The following is a 16,075-nucleotide window of genomic DNA, read 5'->3' on the forward strand; positions in this document are numbered from 1 at the left end:
CCTGCTACTCAATTGTCACTGATATAATCTAAGTAACTTAAGTAACTTACAGTAACCTATGTAACCTATGTAACGAAAAAAAAGCTAAAGTAAATCGCGAATATTCTCTACGTCTTGTTCATCATAGCCCAATGCTCGGCTTACTTCGGTTAACATCATCTTTTTACGCGTAGTATTTGAATTTGTTATCACCCAAAAAGGGCTATCAGGTATCTGACGTGGTTTAGTGCTACTGCCACTTGCCGCAAGTTCAGCTTCGCTGGCTGCAAAATATAATCGGTCGCGGCCTCTAATATTGCAGACAGTAGAAAACTGCTGATTATGTACTCGATATAAAGCCGCTAAAATCAATAAAAATCGACCAACGGCGCCACGTTGCATCGCTAATTCTTCTCTATTAATATAGTTAAATACCGAGCCATTATTGTCTGGTGTAACACTTGTTGCTTGTGTTTGAGCAACTTCAACTTCGTTCTTTTCAATAGTGTCTACTTCCACTGTTATTTTATTCTCAACGTCATGTTCATTTGGTAATTTCATAAGACGACGTAATATCGACGAGGCACTTTCGCCAATATATTGAGTATTTGAGGCAATGTGCTGATAAAGCTCTTCATCTATTTCGATGTTTTTCATTGATGACCCTAGGATAATTATTATAGATCGCGGCAAGATTATACTTACGTTGATAAGAAGTCTCTATAGTGGATCAGCAAATGATGACATTATTTTCAAAAAAGAACGCTTATATCAATATCACATTCTATTTCACACGCTTAAATAAACATCTTTAGTTTCGCGTGGTGGTTCATAAAACCACTTTAACTTGGTTTTTCGTTGCATCAAAATCCTAAAACAAGGACAATTATCCCAACTGAATAACACTGGGCAAATACAACAATGGCGAAGCTTTTAAATTATCAGCAATTGGGCAGCGGTAAGGACATCATTCTCATTCATGGCTTATTTGGTCGCCTTGAAAACTTAGGAATGGTAGCAAAAGCGTTAGCTGAAAATTTTCGAGTAACGAGTGTTGATGTGAGAAATCATGGTGATTCATTTCACGATAGTGTGATGGATTATCCAACCATGGCTCAAGACATTGTTGCTCTTATGGAGCACCTCGCTATAAAAAGCGCGGTTGTGCTGGGGCATTCTATGGGCGGAAAAATCGCCATGGAACTGGCTTTAACATTTCCTCAGTTAGTTGAAAAATTGATTGTCGCTGACATAGCGCCAGTAGAATACCCTCCGCATCACAATAAAATAATAGCCGGTTTACAATCTCTCGACTTTACGATTATTAAACAACGTAAAGACGCTGACAAAGAGCTTTCATCATACGTTGAAGAGCTTAGCGTTAGACAATTTTTATTAAGAAATTTAAGTACTGAAAACGGTCAACTTGCCTTTAAATGTAATGTTGAAAATATAGCGACCAATTACCCAGAAATAATGAAAACCTATCAAGGAAATAACAGCTATCAAGGCGCCACCCTATTCATTAAAGGCGCAAACTCTGACTATATATTACCCGAGCATCGTGATGAGATTTTGCGTTTGTTTCCTCAAAGTCGTGCTCGAGTTATTCAAGGTGCAGGGCATTGGTTGCATGCTGAGAAAACAACCGCTTTTAACCGAAGTGTTGAAGGGTTTTTAGCAAGCTAATTGATATAGCACGCTTTTTAAAGTCTCAAATTTACTATTACTTGAGCAATGTATTATTGACTCAGTTGGTCTCATAGACTTTAAGGTTATAAAATTCCATCTAAAGTCTAGCGGCCAAACTAACAATTTTAATGTGTTTAAAAGCACTGATATGCTATAGTGCCGCCTGAAAATTCTAGGGTTGATTATGATAGCAGAAAACTTTGAATTAGTTGAAGCCATAGGGCTGAATTTATTTTATGCTTTTATCTTTATTTTCATTGGGTTAACAATCCATGATGTAATGAAAAAAAACGATGTCCCTAAAATGGGCAAGTTAGTTGTTTATTTTGTATTATTTTTAGGATGTGCCGGATTTATCGCTAAAGGTATCATTCAGTTTGTTTGGGAAAGCCAAGGCGTTGGGTAAGTAAGTAATAAAATGGCAAAAGAAGTAGCAGATTTAACAACCATTGATTTATTTAGCGATGAAAAGCGTCCGGGGCGTCCAAAAACGAACCCACATTCGCGCAGCGTGCAAGTAAAGATAAACAAACGTAATCAGGTTAAGCGCGATAAGAACAATGGTCTAAAGCGAGTAGAGTTCAAACTACATCAAGATGTATTTGAACGCTTAGACGTTTTAGCAAAAGATAAGGGTATTAGTCGAAGTGAGTTAATAGAAGTCTTATTAGTTCAATCGCTTGATGCCAACGATATTAAAGTTTAGTAGATATAAAAGGTTAGATTGATGGCAATTGTAGGTTTATTTTTCGGAAGTGATACAGGTAACACCGAAGCCGTAGGCAAAATGATCCAAAAGAAATTGGGCAAAAAACTTGTCGATGTTAAAGATATCGCCAAAAGTACTAAAGAAGAAATAGCTGAGTTCGATTTATTAATCTTAGGTATCCCTACTTGGTACTACGGTGAAAACCAGTGCGACTGGGATGACTTCTTACCAGAATTAGAAGAAATAGATTTCACTGATAAGTTAGTGGCTATTTTTGGATTAGGTGATCAAGAAGATTACGCTGAATACTTCTGTGATGCGATGGAACCATTGCGTGATATTGTTGAGTCTAAAGGTGCAATCGTCGTTGGTAACTGGTCAACTGAAGGCTATGAATTTGAAGCCTCTAAAGCGTTAACTGACGAAAGTACATTCATCGGTTTATGTATTGATGAAGACCGCCAGCCAGAATTAACTGAAGAGCGAGTTGATACATGGGTTAAGCAAATTTATGATGAACTTTGTTTAGCTGAGCTAGAAGATTAACTTTTAAAGTAAAAGCTAGCATATCATTAAAGAGACCAGCAATTAGCTGGTTTTTTTGTCTCTAATATATTGAAAAATCGGGCGGCAACATACTCAACATGTTTTATTACTCTTAATTAAATTAGCTCACAACATGAAGCAATGCACTTTAATTATACTTTATAAGCATTAAATGTAATTGATTATGCCTTGAATCTGCAGGTCAATAAATATTAGGTTATTGACCTCAAAGCATAAATTTATTTCATCGACTAATTTATTAAACTTAGCCTTAAATAATACCAAAAAAATTGTTATTATGGCTTATCGATAATTTGCTTTGCTGCCTAATAATGAAAAAATTTATTTTAAAATCAATTTTGTTATTTTTTTTAATGCTTCCTCAATTAAAAGCAAATCAAACGCCTTCTAAAATTGAGCAAATCACCTTTTATACTGAAATTTATCCGCCTGCTAATTTTTTAATAAACAATAAACTTGAAGGTATTTCTGTTGATACTGTAAAAGCCATGTGGAAACACTTAAATATTAATGAACCAGAAATACAGCTTGTTCCATGGACACGCGGTTATCAATTTACCTTGGAGAAAAACAATACCGCAATATTTACCATGTCCAAAACTAAACCTCGTGAAAACTTATTTAAATGGGTAGGACCTATTTTCCACTCGACTCAAGTACTGATTACTAAAAAATCGAATAGATTTAATTTTTCTAGCGAAAAAGACGTTTTTGCACATTCTGTAGCAGCGGTTAGAGGTGATATATCAGAGATTTCGTTACACCAGATTAACTTTCCCAAAGCTAATATCGCCAGTGTGGCAACGTTAAAGCAAGCTTATGTGTTGATGGAGTCTGGTCGGGTAGATATGGTGATCGCCTCTATCCATGCTTTTGATCATTTAATGAAAGAAAACAAGTTCAATGCTAACGCCTACGAACAAGTTTGGCAGGTCAACAAAACAGGTAATTATTTAGCATTTAATATAAATACCCCTGATTTTATTATTCAAAGCTACCAACAAGCCTTTGATGACATTGCACCTCTGCGATTAAAAATAAAAGCTAAATACGATTTACCTCAAGCTGAATACTAATCTAAAACTCAGATTTAACATGAGTACAAATAACTAATGAATTTTATAATAACCACATATAAAAACATTGCGCCTTAATTACTGAACAGTGCTGTACTGTATTTCAATTTGGTTTAAAATATCCCTTGACCAATTAATCACCTTAACCCACTCTTGCTAAATTACTTTCCTAGCACTGAGACTCTATTAGTGAGCCAAGAATTAATGTACGACAAAAATAGCCTTATAATTATCATCACACTGTTTATTTTGATGCTTATTATTAACCAAATCGCCTATACCTTAGGTCGACGAAATAAAGATGTAGAAAACGCCGAGATGAAAACCCAATCTACGGCGATACAAACTGGCATTATTGGTTTACTTGCTTTGTTATTAGGTTTTACATTTAATATGTCATTACACCGTTATGACGCTCGCAGTAGTGCTGTTATTGAAGAAGCTGGTGCGATTAACCGAGTAGCAATGCAAGCAAAACTACTACCAATAGAAATTAGAGAAGCGGTTTTTAGTGAATTAGAAGTCTATTTAACGCTACGTATTTCATTAAGCCAAGTTGATTTATCAAACCCTGAACAGCGAAGCAACATCAATAAAAAGGTCAATAAATCTCAAGCAAATCTTATTGAATTGGCACAAAAAGAACTGGTTAATCCAAAGTCACTGTTAATTGCAAATGGCTTTTATCAATCTTTATCGTCAATGATTCAAATTGAAAATAAACGCACGGCAATGTTGAGGCTGCATGTACCTGAGCCAGTGTTATTTCTATTATTTGGTGTCTTTGTTACTGTGGGTGGTATGTTGGGTTATAACAGTGGCTTAGGGAAAAAGCGCCCTGCCTTCCCTACTATTTTATTGTTCACGTTAATTGTTCTGGTGGTCTTTATCATCATTGACTTAGATCGCCCTAAGCGCGGCATAATACAAGTGAATCAAGACAGCTTGCACGATGCGACGGTAACATTACAAGATTATAAAGCCGGCTAGTAAAAGAATAGACTATTTTAGTCATACGTAAAAAGGCAGTAAATATAGCAACTCTCTGTTTACTGCCCTTTGCATTCAATGTTTTCAATCATAAAAGTGACTTTTTTATAACCTGTTTACTTTTACAGCTTAACTTTCAATAAGCATTTATTGCTACGCAAGTAGCATCAAATACTCCTCCCTAGAGCCAATCCTAAAAAGAATAAAACGAATATTTAGTACTTAAGTACTATGTTTACATTATAGTAATTACAATATTTATCATTATAATAAAATAAACGATAATGAGACTTTAGCTGCCCAATAATTTTTTTTACTCTTAATTTTTTACAAAAGCTTATTTATTGTTTTAGAGTTTATTCAATTAAAATAACATCAAGGAAGTGTAGGTTAATTTGATTTTATGAAGTACACATACCAATTTATATTATCTTTAATGCTGGTTTTTTTTAGCTTAGCAAGCACATTGACCTCATTGGCTCTGCCTGCAAATGATAACTTAAGGTTTGTCATTAATGCTCCAGGCTCTTCTCCTTATATTTATTTCGATCATGAGAAGTCTAGTTATCGGGGTGTTGTGGTAGATTTTTTTGAAAGCTTTGATGATAGTGATGCGTTTAATGTTAAGTACATTGACTCCAGTAGAGCACGTAATGAAAAACTGGTGATGTCTAAAGAGGCAGACGTGTTTTTTGGTAGCGCCATTTGGTTAGAAAATCCGAAAAAATTTATATATTCGAATACCATCATGCCTCATGTTAGTTACATCTACTCAACAAAGAAGTTCCAAGAGCAATTTTCACTTAACGCTCATAATGGTGCGCTAATTTGCACAAGACATGCATTTAGTTACCCTTTTTTACAGCCATACTTTAATGATGGCAAGTTAGTGCGTGTTGATTCAAGTAGCCAAAAATCGATTGTCAGCATGTTAAGTAAAGGGCGCTGTGATTTTGCTATTATGAGTGAGGAAAACGCACGAGGTGTTATGTTTGACTCGGAGTTTTGTCAAAACGAATTTTATCAATCACCCATACCTGTTATGAGTGATGAAGTTGGTTTTATTATCAATGAAAATTTAACCCAAACCAGAGATAACATTAACCAACAGTTATTGGCGTTCATTAACTCTGGCGCAAGAGATAAGTCAATTCAAAAGCATCTAAAGTCACGTGTATTTCCTAAACGGGTATGTCAGCAAACTGCAGATACCGCCTTGTCAGCTGAAAATTAACTACGGCTAATTATTCCAGATTTAAACTCGCGATATTTAATCGATTTATATCGCGGTCAAACGAACTTAAACGACACTTAAACGACACTTAAACGACACTTAAAAATAAAGCTACTGTCATTAAATGCTCAAGCAATATAGCCTTGTTTTGTTTTGTTTTGTTTTGTTGTCACTTTATGATGATCAAAAGCACATCATCCAAATATAATTTTAAAGCGATACTATTAAATGTAGTAACGCAGAAAAAATTAATCTTTTCCTTTACCACAAGCTTTATCAATTTCAATAATATTGCAGCATTTTCGACTTAAATAACATTCATCCTGAGTTGCCTGCCAGCCCAATATATCGACGATTTACCATTAACTAAAATAAACTCTACATTTAGTCCGCGATTACCCTATAAAGCTTATCTATAACAGCGTAGGATGAACTTACTTTAGACAAAAATTTAGGTTTGCACGTCAAGTGCACTTATATAAAAAATTATGCAACTAACAGCAAAAGCATCACTCAATCACGCATTACTCATCTCGATTTGCACACCGCAGTTTAAAGGTGATGAAGCAACAGAGTCACTGGCAGAACTGGCGCGTTTAGTAACAACTTTAGGGTTTAAGGTTGTTGGCACACAGTCGCAAAAATTGAGTTCAACGAATAAAGTTAATGTACTTGGTTTAGGTAAGCTTGCTGAAATAGCGCACCTTACCGGTAACAAAGGTGAAGTTGAAGAAATTGAAGCAGCAGATGACTTATCTAATGACGTACCAAAAGAAGTAGTCGATGAAACACTACTTACAGCTATGCCTTCAGATATTCCGTCAGAAAACCTGCCGTTTGCCTGTGCTGATGTCGTGGTATTTGATTGCGATTTAAGCCCATCCCAACTCCGTAATGTAGAGAACCAATTGGGCGTAGAGGTATTTGATCGAACCGGTATTATTATTGAAATATTTAGTCGCCATGCTCGTACCAAAACGGCGAAATTACAAGTGGAAATTGCTCGGCTTAATTATGTCGCACCGCGCCTTCGTGAAACATCGTCTGGCGATAGAGATCGTCAAATGGGTAAAGGTGCAGGCGAAACGAACCTTGAGCTAAACCGCCGAGCTGTTCGTGATCAACTTGCAGACCTTAAGCGCGAATTAGTCAGCGTTCAACATGAAATGAAAGGCCGACGCACCCAACGTTCAGAGCTTTTTTGTGTCGCGCTAGTTGGTTATACCAATGCGGGTAAGTCATCAATGATGCGAGCGATTACAGGCAGTGATGTCGAAGGTGAAAACAAACTATTCGCTACACTTGATACTACTGTTCGTGCGTTGTACCCAACGGTTCAACCTAGAATACTCGTGTCAGATACCGTAGGTTTTATCAAAAAACTACCGCACGACTTGGTCGCGTCTTTTCATTCAACCCTAGCCGAAGCGCATGATGCATCATTATTGTTGTATGTAGTTGATGCTTCAGATCCTGGTTTTCGTTCGCAGCTTGATGTGGTGCATGAAGTACTTGAAGAAGTAGGCGTTGAAGATAGTAAGAAATTATTGGTACTGAATAAATCTGATCAACTAAGCGCAGAACAAAAACAAGCTTTAATGGAAGAATTTCCTGATGCCATGATGACATCTACTCGCAATCCAGCTGATATTAGTAAGTTACATCAATATATTGTTAATACAGCACAGGAAGAGATGATTGAAGATGAAATCATTATTCCCTATACCGCTAAAGGTATTATAGGCGAGATTAGATCAAGCATGAGTGTTACCAAAGAAGAATATGAATATAGCCATATTAAGCTCACCGTGCGCTCAAAAGCTATAGATTTAGACCGGTTAAAAAAACGCATGTTAAGTTTAGAAGATGATAAGTAGTTTGTAACGACTTTGAGGTCTTTAATTGCAGCATAATGCCTAGTAAAGACTTATACGATATAAAGAGGGGCACATAAGTCAATTGTGACTCTGTTCCCTCCTAATCAACTTATTTTAGCCTAAGCCTATTAAAAATATAGCAGTGGTTATTGTGCTGTTTTCTTTCTGCGAATATACAATGTTCTATTCAATTTAGCGACAAGTTCACCTTGCGCGTCTTTAACGTAAACGGGAATTTCAGGCAGGTACTTCTCACCTTGAGCTGTATGCGCCAAAATATCTTCAATAAACGCATCGGTAATGATAAATTCGGCAGTCACTGTGCCCTTACCTGGTTTAATGTAGTCAATATCAGCTGACTTATCCCAAACAACATAATCTTTACCTAAGCGTGACATAACCAATAACATACAAAAAGGATCTGTCATGGCATATAGTGATCCTCCAAAATGTACGCCAACAGCATTTTTATTAAACATGTTGAGTTTTAAGCGCACTTTAGCTTTACGAAAATCGTCAGAAACCTCTAAAACCCGAATTCCTGTAAATAGGAAAGGCGGCCAAATATTTAAAAGTAATTTCATTTGCCAAGCTTTTTTAAACATATTACTTCCTTGAAAAGCTGTTATTGTCTAAGTACCCATATAAACCGTATGGTTTATAACATCACACTCGTCAGACCAGAAAAAGTATTATGACGTGTTAGGCCAATAAAACCAGTAAAATAGACAATCATTTACAACTAGCTCTTTCAACCTAGCGCATAACCCCCTATAATTTTCCATAAATTGAACGCTGATGTAGAGATTAAAATTAATGCCTGAACAAAATGAAGAACTAAAAAGAGCCGGACTAAAAATTACTCTGCCGCGCATTAAAATTTTGGGCATTTTACAAAATCCAAATAACCAACACATCAGCGCTGAAGATGTATATAAAATTTTGCTTGAGCATAATGAAGAAATTGGCTTAGCGACAGTATATCGCGTGTTAAACCAATTTGATGATGCAGGGATTGTAACTCGTCACCATTTTGAAGGTGGTAAGTCTGTATTTGAACTTAGTCATAAGAAACACCATGACCATTTGGTTTGTTTAAACTGCGGTAAAGTTATTGAGTTTGAAGACGATGTTATTGAACAACGCCAAGAAGATGTTGCCAAGTTACATAAAGTAAAACTCACCAACCACAGTTTATACTTGTATGGCGAATGTGAAGATGAGGAAGCTTGCGAAGCTTACCGTAAAGCACAGTTCTAAAGTTACAAATACCTTATATGAAAAAAGCCCTAGTTATTTAATTAACTAGAGCTTTTTTTCACATCTAAAACAGTTACACATGTGAATTTAATTTTTATATTACTCTCGAGTAACGATTACTGAGTTTACTCGTTGAGCTGACACTACATCAGCTTACTTTTATTATGTTAAAATTTTATAAGTTTAGTCAGAGCTAAACTCACCAACGCTCGATACTCCATTGCACTGCCATCATCGCAATTAACAATGAGCCAACGGGCATAATGCCTTTACTATAGAGCTTGGTGTTACGCAATAAAATCAACACTGGCAACAATATCGCAAGTATCGCTAATTGCCCAATTTCCACGCCTAAATTAAAAGCTAAAATACTTAGCAGTTGTTGATCTGCCGGCAAACCGAGCTCACCAAGTACCCCAGCAAAGCCCATTCCATGTAACAAACCAAAAGCAAAAGTTAACCAAGCTAAACGTAAAACAATCGGCCAAATATTATTTAATGCCGCAAATAAAACAGAAATAGCTATGCCTAATTCCACCCAGCGACTACTCGGCGTTAACCAACCTAATGCGGTAGCGGTTAATGTTAGAGAGTGTGCCAATGTAAACGCACTGATAATCCAAACGGTATTCGTTAAAATAGTTTTAACACTTGTTATCGCTTGCCATTGATTGTCTTTACGCTGTAATACCGCCGGTAACAATAGCGCCAACAGGAATAGAATATGATCTATGCCTATCCAAATATGGATCATTCCTTGATAAACGAACTGTGTGAACGTTGTCTGCCAGCTACCTTCTTTTAAATCTAAGGTGACCTCTTGAGTGTTATCGTCTAAAACAAAACTGTGCATATTGTTGCCATCACCAATATTCAATAACATTTCATGGCTACTGTCTAAGGCAAATATTGCCTTGTATTTTACAGTGAGTGGTCCGCTGATCGCACATTGACCTGAAAAGTCAGTTACAGCGAAGGCTTCGTTAGCATGATCTTGTAACCGCTCTACAGCGTTAAAACTAAGATTACATAAAAGGTTGTTTCGACTGAGTAGTAAATGCTCTGCTAAGTAACCGGCTATTTCAGCTTGGCGATTTTTTACTTCACCCCAAGTTAACTCACCGTTCGCATTTAAATCTAAGCCCACGGCTAATTCTAAATCTGTTAAGCTCAATTGCCATTCGCCATTAATGCGACCTGTGTCGTCCATTTCGGCAATAATGTAACTGGTGCTTAATTGGTGAGCGGCGACCGAATGGGTCAATATAAGTGAAAGTACAACAAAGCATATTTTTAACCACTGCGACATATTTGAACTCACTATTCTAATTATTGGATTGAGAAGTTGTAAAGGTAATACCTGGGTTATATTTCCAAGGATGTCTGTGCTGCTTTAGCCCGCTCAAGTATCTGTTTATCAGGGCCTAATTTAGCCTGTTGCCAATTAATTTTTGCCCAATGTAACGCCTTACTCGCATCGGGTGAAATATCTAAATAATATCGGGCAATATCGGCAGCATGTGCTGTATCATTGCGCTGCAGGCGTATTTCAATGCGTTGTGTTAGTCGCTGTTGCCATGCTTTGCTTTCCGCATTATGGTTTGAGTTAAGAACTGAATCAAGCGGCAAATTAAGACTTTGTTCTGCTAAAGCAAGTCGTAATAATAACGCATCGTCAAAACTGTCGCTGGCCAGCACAATAGGCCCAAGGTTATCTAATACAATTTTTTCATGTTGTTGTTCTAAATGAATATCTGCCCACAAGGCTAAATAACTGACTGGCATTTGCGCTAGCGGGTAACCCGACAAATGCTTAATGGCTTGTTCGGGTAAATGTTGGCGTTGAGCCAAGTCAGCTAAAATTTGATTCAACCAGATAGCTTGTTCTCGCGGAATTTCTCCAGCAACATCGACTAGTTGATTTAACTGCTTATAACTCTGTGCAACTTGCCCTTGTTCAGCATTAATTTCCAATACACATACACTGCTAATAAAAAGGCTACCCTGCCCTAACACTTGTAAGCAAGCTCGTTTGGCTGCGGCTAAATCACCTTGCACCATATGAATATTAGCTTTCATTAACCATGCACTAACATGATCAGGTTTTTTTAGTAGTATTTGGCTGAGTAATTGCTGAGCTTGATCAAATTGATGATAATGCTGTAATACATTGGCTGAATAATACTGTAGTTCTATATCATTTGGCTCTGCAGCGATTAAAGGCTTAAGCAATGCACTGGCTCGACCATAATATCGGCTTGCTAAACCAGGTTTACTTGCATCACTGATCAACTGAGCGATAAAAACTTTAGGTTGTTCTGCGGGTTTAGGTACTGTCCAACGAGCAACAATACTTTGATCTGATTTGGGAATGTAGCTGTTTGAATATGCAGGATTTACAATGGAAATAAAAGCCAATATCAATAAACTTTTGTAGCGTTTTAACAATAACTTCATGACATTATTTTTGAAGCGTTTGTTCAGCGTTTTAATGCGATAAGCTATATAATTTTGTATTGGCATATTATCATCCATAAAAGGGCGCCTTCCTTGGCGCAGTCAAGCTCGATATTACTGTGGAAGTAAGTCGTCGTATGCTGTTGGATCTTCAACATCTTGAATAAACGCACGACCATTTGTCGATAGTGGCTTATCCGTTGATTGCTGATTAAAGGCTGCGCGACTATAAGCAGCAAAAGACACTTCAAGTGCTTCAATAGTAATGTTAACCGTACCAGTAACGGGAGCATTTACGCCATCAGTTACCGAAAAGGTGAAGCTATCACTACCTGTAACTTCATCATTAGGCTGGTAAGTAAAGCCACCGTTACCTGCAACAGTTACCACTCCTAACATTGCCTGTTGATCTAAGCTAAAGCTTAAGCCATCGCCATCGGCATCAGAAGCACTTAACATATCAGTGATAGGTGTTTCTGTTTGCGTAATCAAATCAACCGTTATAGTTGTAGGTGCGGCGTTAGGTTCCTCAGCTTTTTCTTTGTAGCCATCGTTACAGCCGGCAAGCACTAATGTGGCGCCCAAACTCAGGGCTAACAACTTAAGTGGACGACGTGCATTGGTTTTCAATGCTGTATTGTGTTTACGATAATTCATCATAGTGTTCCTTATTCAGAACCTGGTAAAGGCATAGCTAAGTATGGAAAACTTGTTCCTATCATAGATGCATTACTAGGAGCTCCATCAGTAAAAGATACATTACCAACACTTGCATCTTCAGGCGCACATAAACCTAAATCAGTATCAGTGCCATTAACCGGAATTGGGTAACATAAACGACCCATCACAACACGAAGTGCGATATCAACCACATCATCACCTGGACGACGGCCATTTGGGAAACCAGCTAAATCGTCACCAGCAACACCAAATGATGACTGCATATCAGCAGAAACAGCGGCAATACCAGTGTTTAAACGCAACATTTCAGAGGCAGTAACTGTCGACATTTGATTCACACCAGGAAAACCCGTCAAGAATGCAGTAACTAAATCAACACGTGGGAAGTTAGTTGGCGCTAAGGTTTCTATGTTGGCACCAAGCGTAGTATTCACCGCATCTTTGAATAAAATATTCAGCAACTCAGGTAATGTAGGATGCGTAACATAATCAGCAAACTGTCCATCATTACTCGGGTGAGACGTTGAAAATTTATCTTTATCCGCAATACCTATCACTAGCTCGTTTACTAAAGGAGAACCAAGACGTGAAACTTGTGTCATTGCTCCGCCATTAACTTCAGTATTATCGAAACTAGCATTTGGGTTTAAAATTCTAGCTTGCGGTAAACTTGCAGAAGTCCAGCTACCAATAACACCATTACCGTCACCTGTTAAACAAGCGGTAGGTACTTCAATAGCAATACTGGTCACATTTTTATCGGCTAAATCATCATTCATAGCAGATTGTGTAATACCACCTGGGAAACCAGCGGCATCGCCTGCACCCGGAGCACTATCGCCTTCAACAGGAACGAAATTAACTAAATCAAATACTTTACCTAAGTTAACGGTAAAAGCATCTTTACGTTGACCAACAAAAACTTTTGCCGGTGCATCACAACCTGGGATTGCCGCTGTATAAATATGGCTGTTTGCATAAGCCATGTACTGCGCTTCATTGCTGAATGTTTTATTACCAATGTAATCTAAAGGCTTAGAAAAACTTGCTCCGCCAGAAGTGGTATTAGTAACATCAACGGCAGTGCCTTCTCCCATAGGTCCAGAAGTCATTTTAACCGTATAACTCTCAGAGAAGTTAGCCGCAGATTGATCCGCCATGCTAATGCCACCAACATTTTTAAGCGGTACACCAACTGATTTTTTTGCACCTTCAGGACCTACCATTAAGGCGATACCTGCATTATTGTTACCTAACATTTGGCTAAAATTGAAACTAAAGGTGATATCTTCTACTGCATCACCGTCGTTATCGATATGAATATCATAAGATGCTGCTGGATCCATAGCGAAATAGTTTGGTCCACCGTAAGCGTCTTGCAGAGGAATGTAATTTGCAATTAACGTGACGTAATCGCCACGACCTTCTTCATAACTATTGAATGCGTAAAAATCTGTGGAATCTACTGTTGGCATACGCGTAAGATTTGGTGCTTCACGATGACTTGATGCTGAAACAGCTTGAGACAAAGTTGCACTCATTATTACTGAGGCTATAAGCGTTATTTTAAATTTTTTCATGACGTTTCCTTTTAATTTTATACTTCTTAATGGTTACTTTCTTGAAAGCTCATATAGTTAAACGGTTGAAAATCAGTATTGGATTCAAAAAAAATCATTTAATTTGCAATTATATTTTTAAATCCAAGTATAAAAACTTAAGTATCTGTTAATTAATGCTTTTATATAAATATTTTTTATTTAAATTAAATCGAAAAAAATTTAATAATTACATGATTATGCAATTGAAGTGTAAAAACCTTTAGTATCCTTTCTAATGTTTTTTGATATAAACCAACGTTTTTTTGCTGGCATGGTTAATCTTCATTAACTGACTAAAGCGTAGGCTATAAAAATGTTAATTGTTTAAATTTTTGTGATTTAGCTATACCGCTACTATTGAATATAAAGTAAGAAGTTTTATTTGGAGGAAAAAAAAGCGAAACTCTCGTTTCGCTTTTTATATGCTACTGGTTATTTTAAGTCAGTTATTAATGAGTTTGACTAAAGGGTAACCAATTTAGAGGTATACAACACTGTCGTTGGTGAACCATTTGGTGAGCCACCTAACGGCTCCAAGCTCACCGCTAAAGCGGCGATTTCAATTTGATCAAACAACTCAGGTTTACTTAAGGTTAATTTACCCGTTTTTGGCAATAGGCCCTAACGAAATTGGCGGTCTACCATCGGCCGCCACTATCCACAGTTCATAATCGGCATTAGCTTTTGCGACTAAGCTTTTAGTGGTTTGAATATCAATGGTATCAGCACCAATTTCTAATGCCCATAATAATTCAGTTTGTTCGTTGTTAACCAAGGCTAATTGCTGAGCGTCAGGCACGCTTGTATCAACATTCACCAATAGAACAGCAAGAATTAATGCCGCAGCAGACGCTAATCCAGCAATGCTTTGCCATACTTTAGGTTTAGCTTTTGTCATGGGTACAACATTACTTTGTGCTTGTTCAGCACTTGTTGTTTGCTCAACTGAAAAACCAAGTTGCTGCTCAATGCGTTGCCAGACTGAATCGTCAGGTATTACAGGTGGAATTTTTTGTCCTAAGGCATTCAAGTGTTGCTCCCAAGTTGAGGTTGCATCACTGATCGGTGGATATTGCATCATCAATTTTTGAAAGCGTTGACGAGCAGGCCCACGTAACGTGCCTAGCACATACTCTGCAGCCAGAGCATTTTTGAGGTTTTCTGATTGATAATTCATGACGTTAAACAACTTTGTAAACTTGTAAGACCACGTCTTATCCAGCTTTTAATGGTGCCCAATGGGTTGTTTAAGTGCTTCATCACCTCTTTATGTGAGCATCCATTAAAATAAGCTAAATAAATTGCTTGTCGTTGTTGCAAATCAAGTTGTTGTAAACACTTATCTAATAGCAATTGTTCTGAGTCAGTGACTTGTTCAGGGGCTTCAATATCAAGGTTAATATTTTCGTCTAATATGTCTTCTTTTCTAATATTGTTGTAACGTAAAATATCTAATGATCTGTATCTCACAATACTGATCATCCAAGTAAGGACCGTGCCCTTTCCTATACGATATTCTGAGGCATTATGCCAAATACGTACATAAGCTTCTTGCAATGCTTCTTCGGCTAATTCTTTGCGGGCTAGCATTTTCAAACTAACCGCATAAAGCTGTTTACTGGTTGATTGATACAGTGCTGAAAACGCCTTTTTATCACCTTGGGCGATGGCCCCAAGTAAGGCTAGGTGTTGTTCATGTTCCATTTTTTATAGCTCTTTTTATGAAGGATTAATTTATTAAGATGCTGAGATAGTATACTAAGCAACCACCATTTACCTACTGCTGAATGTACAGTCTATTAAGAATACAATGCTATCATAACTACAAATCACTAAGGTTAAAGTACAGCATGTATTTAAAGCTTGTTACTACACCCTAGCACTTTTCAATTGAATTCTCTTTGCTTGTAGGTAGCTTTTTTAAAACGTTAATCATTGATAAAGCTAACTTT

18 protein-coding genes are annotated in these 16,075 nt (G+C 37.2%); 9 read left to right on the forward strand and 9 right to left on the reverse strand.

Annotation, left to right across the window (positions count from 1 at the left end; genetic code table 11):
* Positions 1–84: 84 nt before the first annotated feature.
* A complete protein-coding gene (gene seqA / locus DBO93_RS13575) occupies positions 85–636 on the reverse strand; it encodes a replication initiation negative regulator SeqA (RefSeq protein ID WP_108456812.1) in 552 nt (183 codons plus the stop codon).
* Positions 637–900: 264 nt separating this feature from the next.
* Between seqA and DBO93_RS13580 the strand changes: the two genes are divergently transcribed.
* The 8 genes from DBO93_RS13580 to hflX all read left to right on the forward strand — a co-directional run bounded on the left by DBO93_RS13580 (position 901) and on the right by hflX (position 8,124).
* Complete coding sequence (locus DBO93_RS13580; RefSeq protein ID WP_108456813.1) at positions 901–1,668, forward strand: alpha/beta fold hydrolase; 768 nt, start codon at positions 901–903, stop codon at positions 1,666–1,668.
* A gap of 187 nt (positions 1,669–1,855) precedes the next feature.
* Positions 1,856–2,077: a DUF2788 domain-containing protein gene (locus DBO93_RS13585; protein WP_108456814.1), complete on the forward strand. Its 222-nt coding sequence runs from the start codon at positions 1,856–1,858 to the stop codon at positions 2,075–2,077.
* A gap of 12 nt (positions 2,078–2,089) precedes the next feature.
* Positions 2,090–2,377 carry a LexA regulated protein gene (gene ybfE, locus DBO93_RS13590; protein ID WP_108456815.1) on the forward strand — a complete coding sequence of 96 codons (288 nt, stop codon included), beginning with the start codon at positions 2,090–2,092 and terminating at the stop codon, positions 2,375–2,377.
* 21 nt (positions 2,378–2,398) lie between these two features.
* Complete coding sequence (gene fldA / locus DBO93_RS13595; protein WP_108456816.1) at positions 2,399–2,926, forward strand: flavodoxin FldA; 528 nt, start codon at positions 2,399–2,401, stop codon at positions 2,924–2,926.
* A gap of 332 nt (positions 2,927–3,258) precedes the next feature.
* Positions 3,259–4,023: a transporter substrate-binding domain-containing protein gene (locus DBO93_RS13600; RefSeq protein WP_108456817.1), complete on the forward strand. Its 765-nt coding sequence runs from the start codon at positions 3,259–3,261 to the stop codon at positions 4,021–4,023.
* Positions 4,024–4,212: 189 nt separating this feature from the next.
* Positions 4,213–5,013 (forward strand): hypothetical protein, encoded by an 801-nt coding sequence (locus DBO93_RS13605; RefSeq protein WP_162533792.1) that lies wholly within the window; start codon positions 4,213–4,215, stop codon positions 5,011–5,013.
* Between the two features lie 403 nt (positions 5,014–5,416).
* Positions 5,417–6,247, forward strand: coding sequence for a transporter substrate-binding domain-containing protein (locus tag DBO93_RS13610; RefSeq protein ID WP_108456819.1), 831 nt, complete (start codon positions 5,417–5,419; stop codon positions 6,245–6,247).
* A 488-nt stretch (positions 6,248–6,735) separates the two neighbouring features.
* Complete coding sequence (gene hflX, locus DBO93_RS13615) at positions 6,736–8,124, forward strand: GTPase HflX (protein ID WP_108456820.1); 1,389 nt, start codon at positions 6,736–6,738, stop codon at positions 8,122–8,124.
* A gap of 146 nt (positions 8,125–8,270) precedes the next feature.
* Here hflX and DBO93_RS13620 read toward each other — a convergent pair whose 3' ends face one another.
* Complete coding sequence (locus DBO93_RS13620; RefSeq protein WP_108456821.1) at positions 8,271–8,729, reverse strand: DUF4442 domain-containing protein; 459 nt, start codon at positions 8,727–8,729, stop codon at positions 8,271–8,273.
* 211 nt (positions 8,730–8,940) lie between these two features.
* On the opposite strand from DBO93_RS13620, the gene fur reads away from it, so the two are divergent.
* Complete coding sequence (gene fur / locus DBO93_RS13625; RefSeq protein ID WP_108456822.1) at positions 8,941–9,384, forward strand: ferric iron uptake transcriptional regulator; 444 nt, start codon at positions 8,941–8,943, stop codon at positions 9,382–9,384.
* Between the two features lie 199 nt (positions 9,385–9,583).
* Here fur and DBO93_RS13630 read toward each other — a convergent pair whose 3' ends face one another.
* The 7 genes from DBO93_RS13630 to DBO93_RS13655 all read right to left on the reverse strand — a co-directional run bounded on the left by DBO93_RS13630 (position 9,584) and on the right by DBO93_RS13655 (position 15,827).
* Positions 9,584–10,693, reverse strand: a complete 1,110-nt coding sequence (locus DBO93_RS13630; RefSeq protein WP_204100624.1) for a HupE/UreJ family protein — start codon at positions 10,691–10,693, stop codon at positions 9,584–9,586.
* 56 nt (positions 10,694–10,749) lie between these two features.
* Complete coding sequence (locus DBO93_RS13635) at positions 10,750–11,919, reverse strand: tetratricopeptide repeat protein (RefSeq protein ID WP_239058994.1); 1,170 nt, start codon at positions 11,917–11,919, stop codon at positions 10,750–10,752.
* A gap of 36 nt (positions 11,920–11,955) precedes the next feature.
* Positions 11,956–12,501 carry an Ig-like domain-containing protein gene (locus DBO93_RS13640; RefSeq protein ID WP_310733281.1) on the reverse strand — a complete coding sequence of 182 codons (546 nt, stop codon included), beginning with the start codon at positions 12,499–12,501 and terminating at the stop codon, positions 11,956–11,958.
* Between the two features lie 8 nt (positions 12,502–12,509).
* On the reverse strand, positions 12,510–14,102 hold the full coding sequence (locus tag DBO93_RS13645; RefSeq protein WP_108456825.1) for a DUF4331 domain-containing protein: 1,593 nt from the start codon (positions 14,100–14,102) through the stop codon (positions 12,510–12,512).
* Positions 14,103–14,585: 483 nt separating this feature from the next.
* Positions 14,586–14,738 carry a hypothetical protein gene (locus DBO93_RS19010; protein ID WP_239058995.1) on the reverse strand — a complete coding sequence of 51 codons (153 nt, stop codon included), beginning with the start codon at positions 14,736–14,738 and terminating at the stop codon, positions 14,586–14,588.
* Positions 14,722–15,300 (reverse strand): anti-sigma factor, encoded by a 579-nt coding sequence (locus DBO93_RS13650; protein WP_239058996.1) that lies wholly within the window; start codon positions 15,298–15,300, stop codon positions 14,722–14,724. Before DBO93_RS13650 ends, DBO93_RS19010 begins: the two co-directional genes overlap by 17 nt.
* Positions 15,297–15,827, reverse strand: a complete 531-nt coding sequence (locus tag DBO93_RS13655; protein ID WP_108456826.1) for a sigma-70 family RNA polymerase sigma factor — start codon at positions 15,825–15,827, stop codon at positions 15,297–15,299. Before DBO93_RS13655 ends, DBO93_RS13650 begins: the two co-directional genes overlap by 4 nt.
* Between the last annotated feature and the right edge of the window lie 248 nt (positions 15,828–16,075).

The organism is Colwellia sp. Arc7-D, from assembly GCF_003061515.1.
Lineage (GTDB): Bacteria > Pseudomonadota > Gammaproteobacteria > Enterobacterales > Alteromonadaceae > Cognaticolwellia.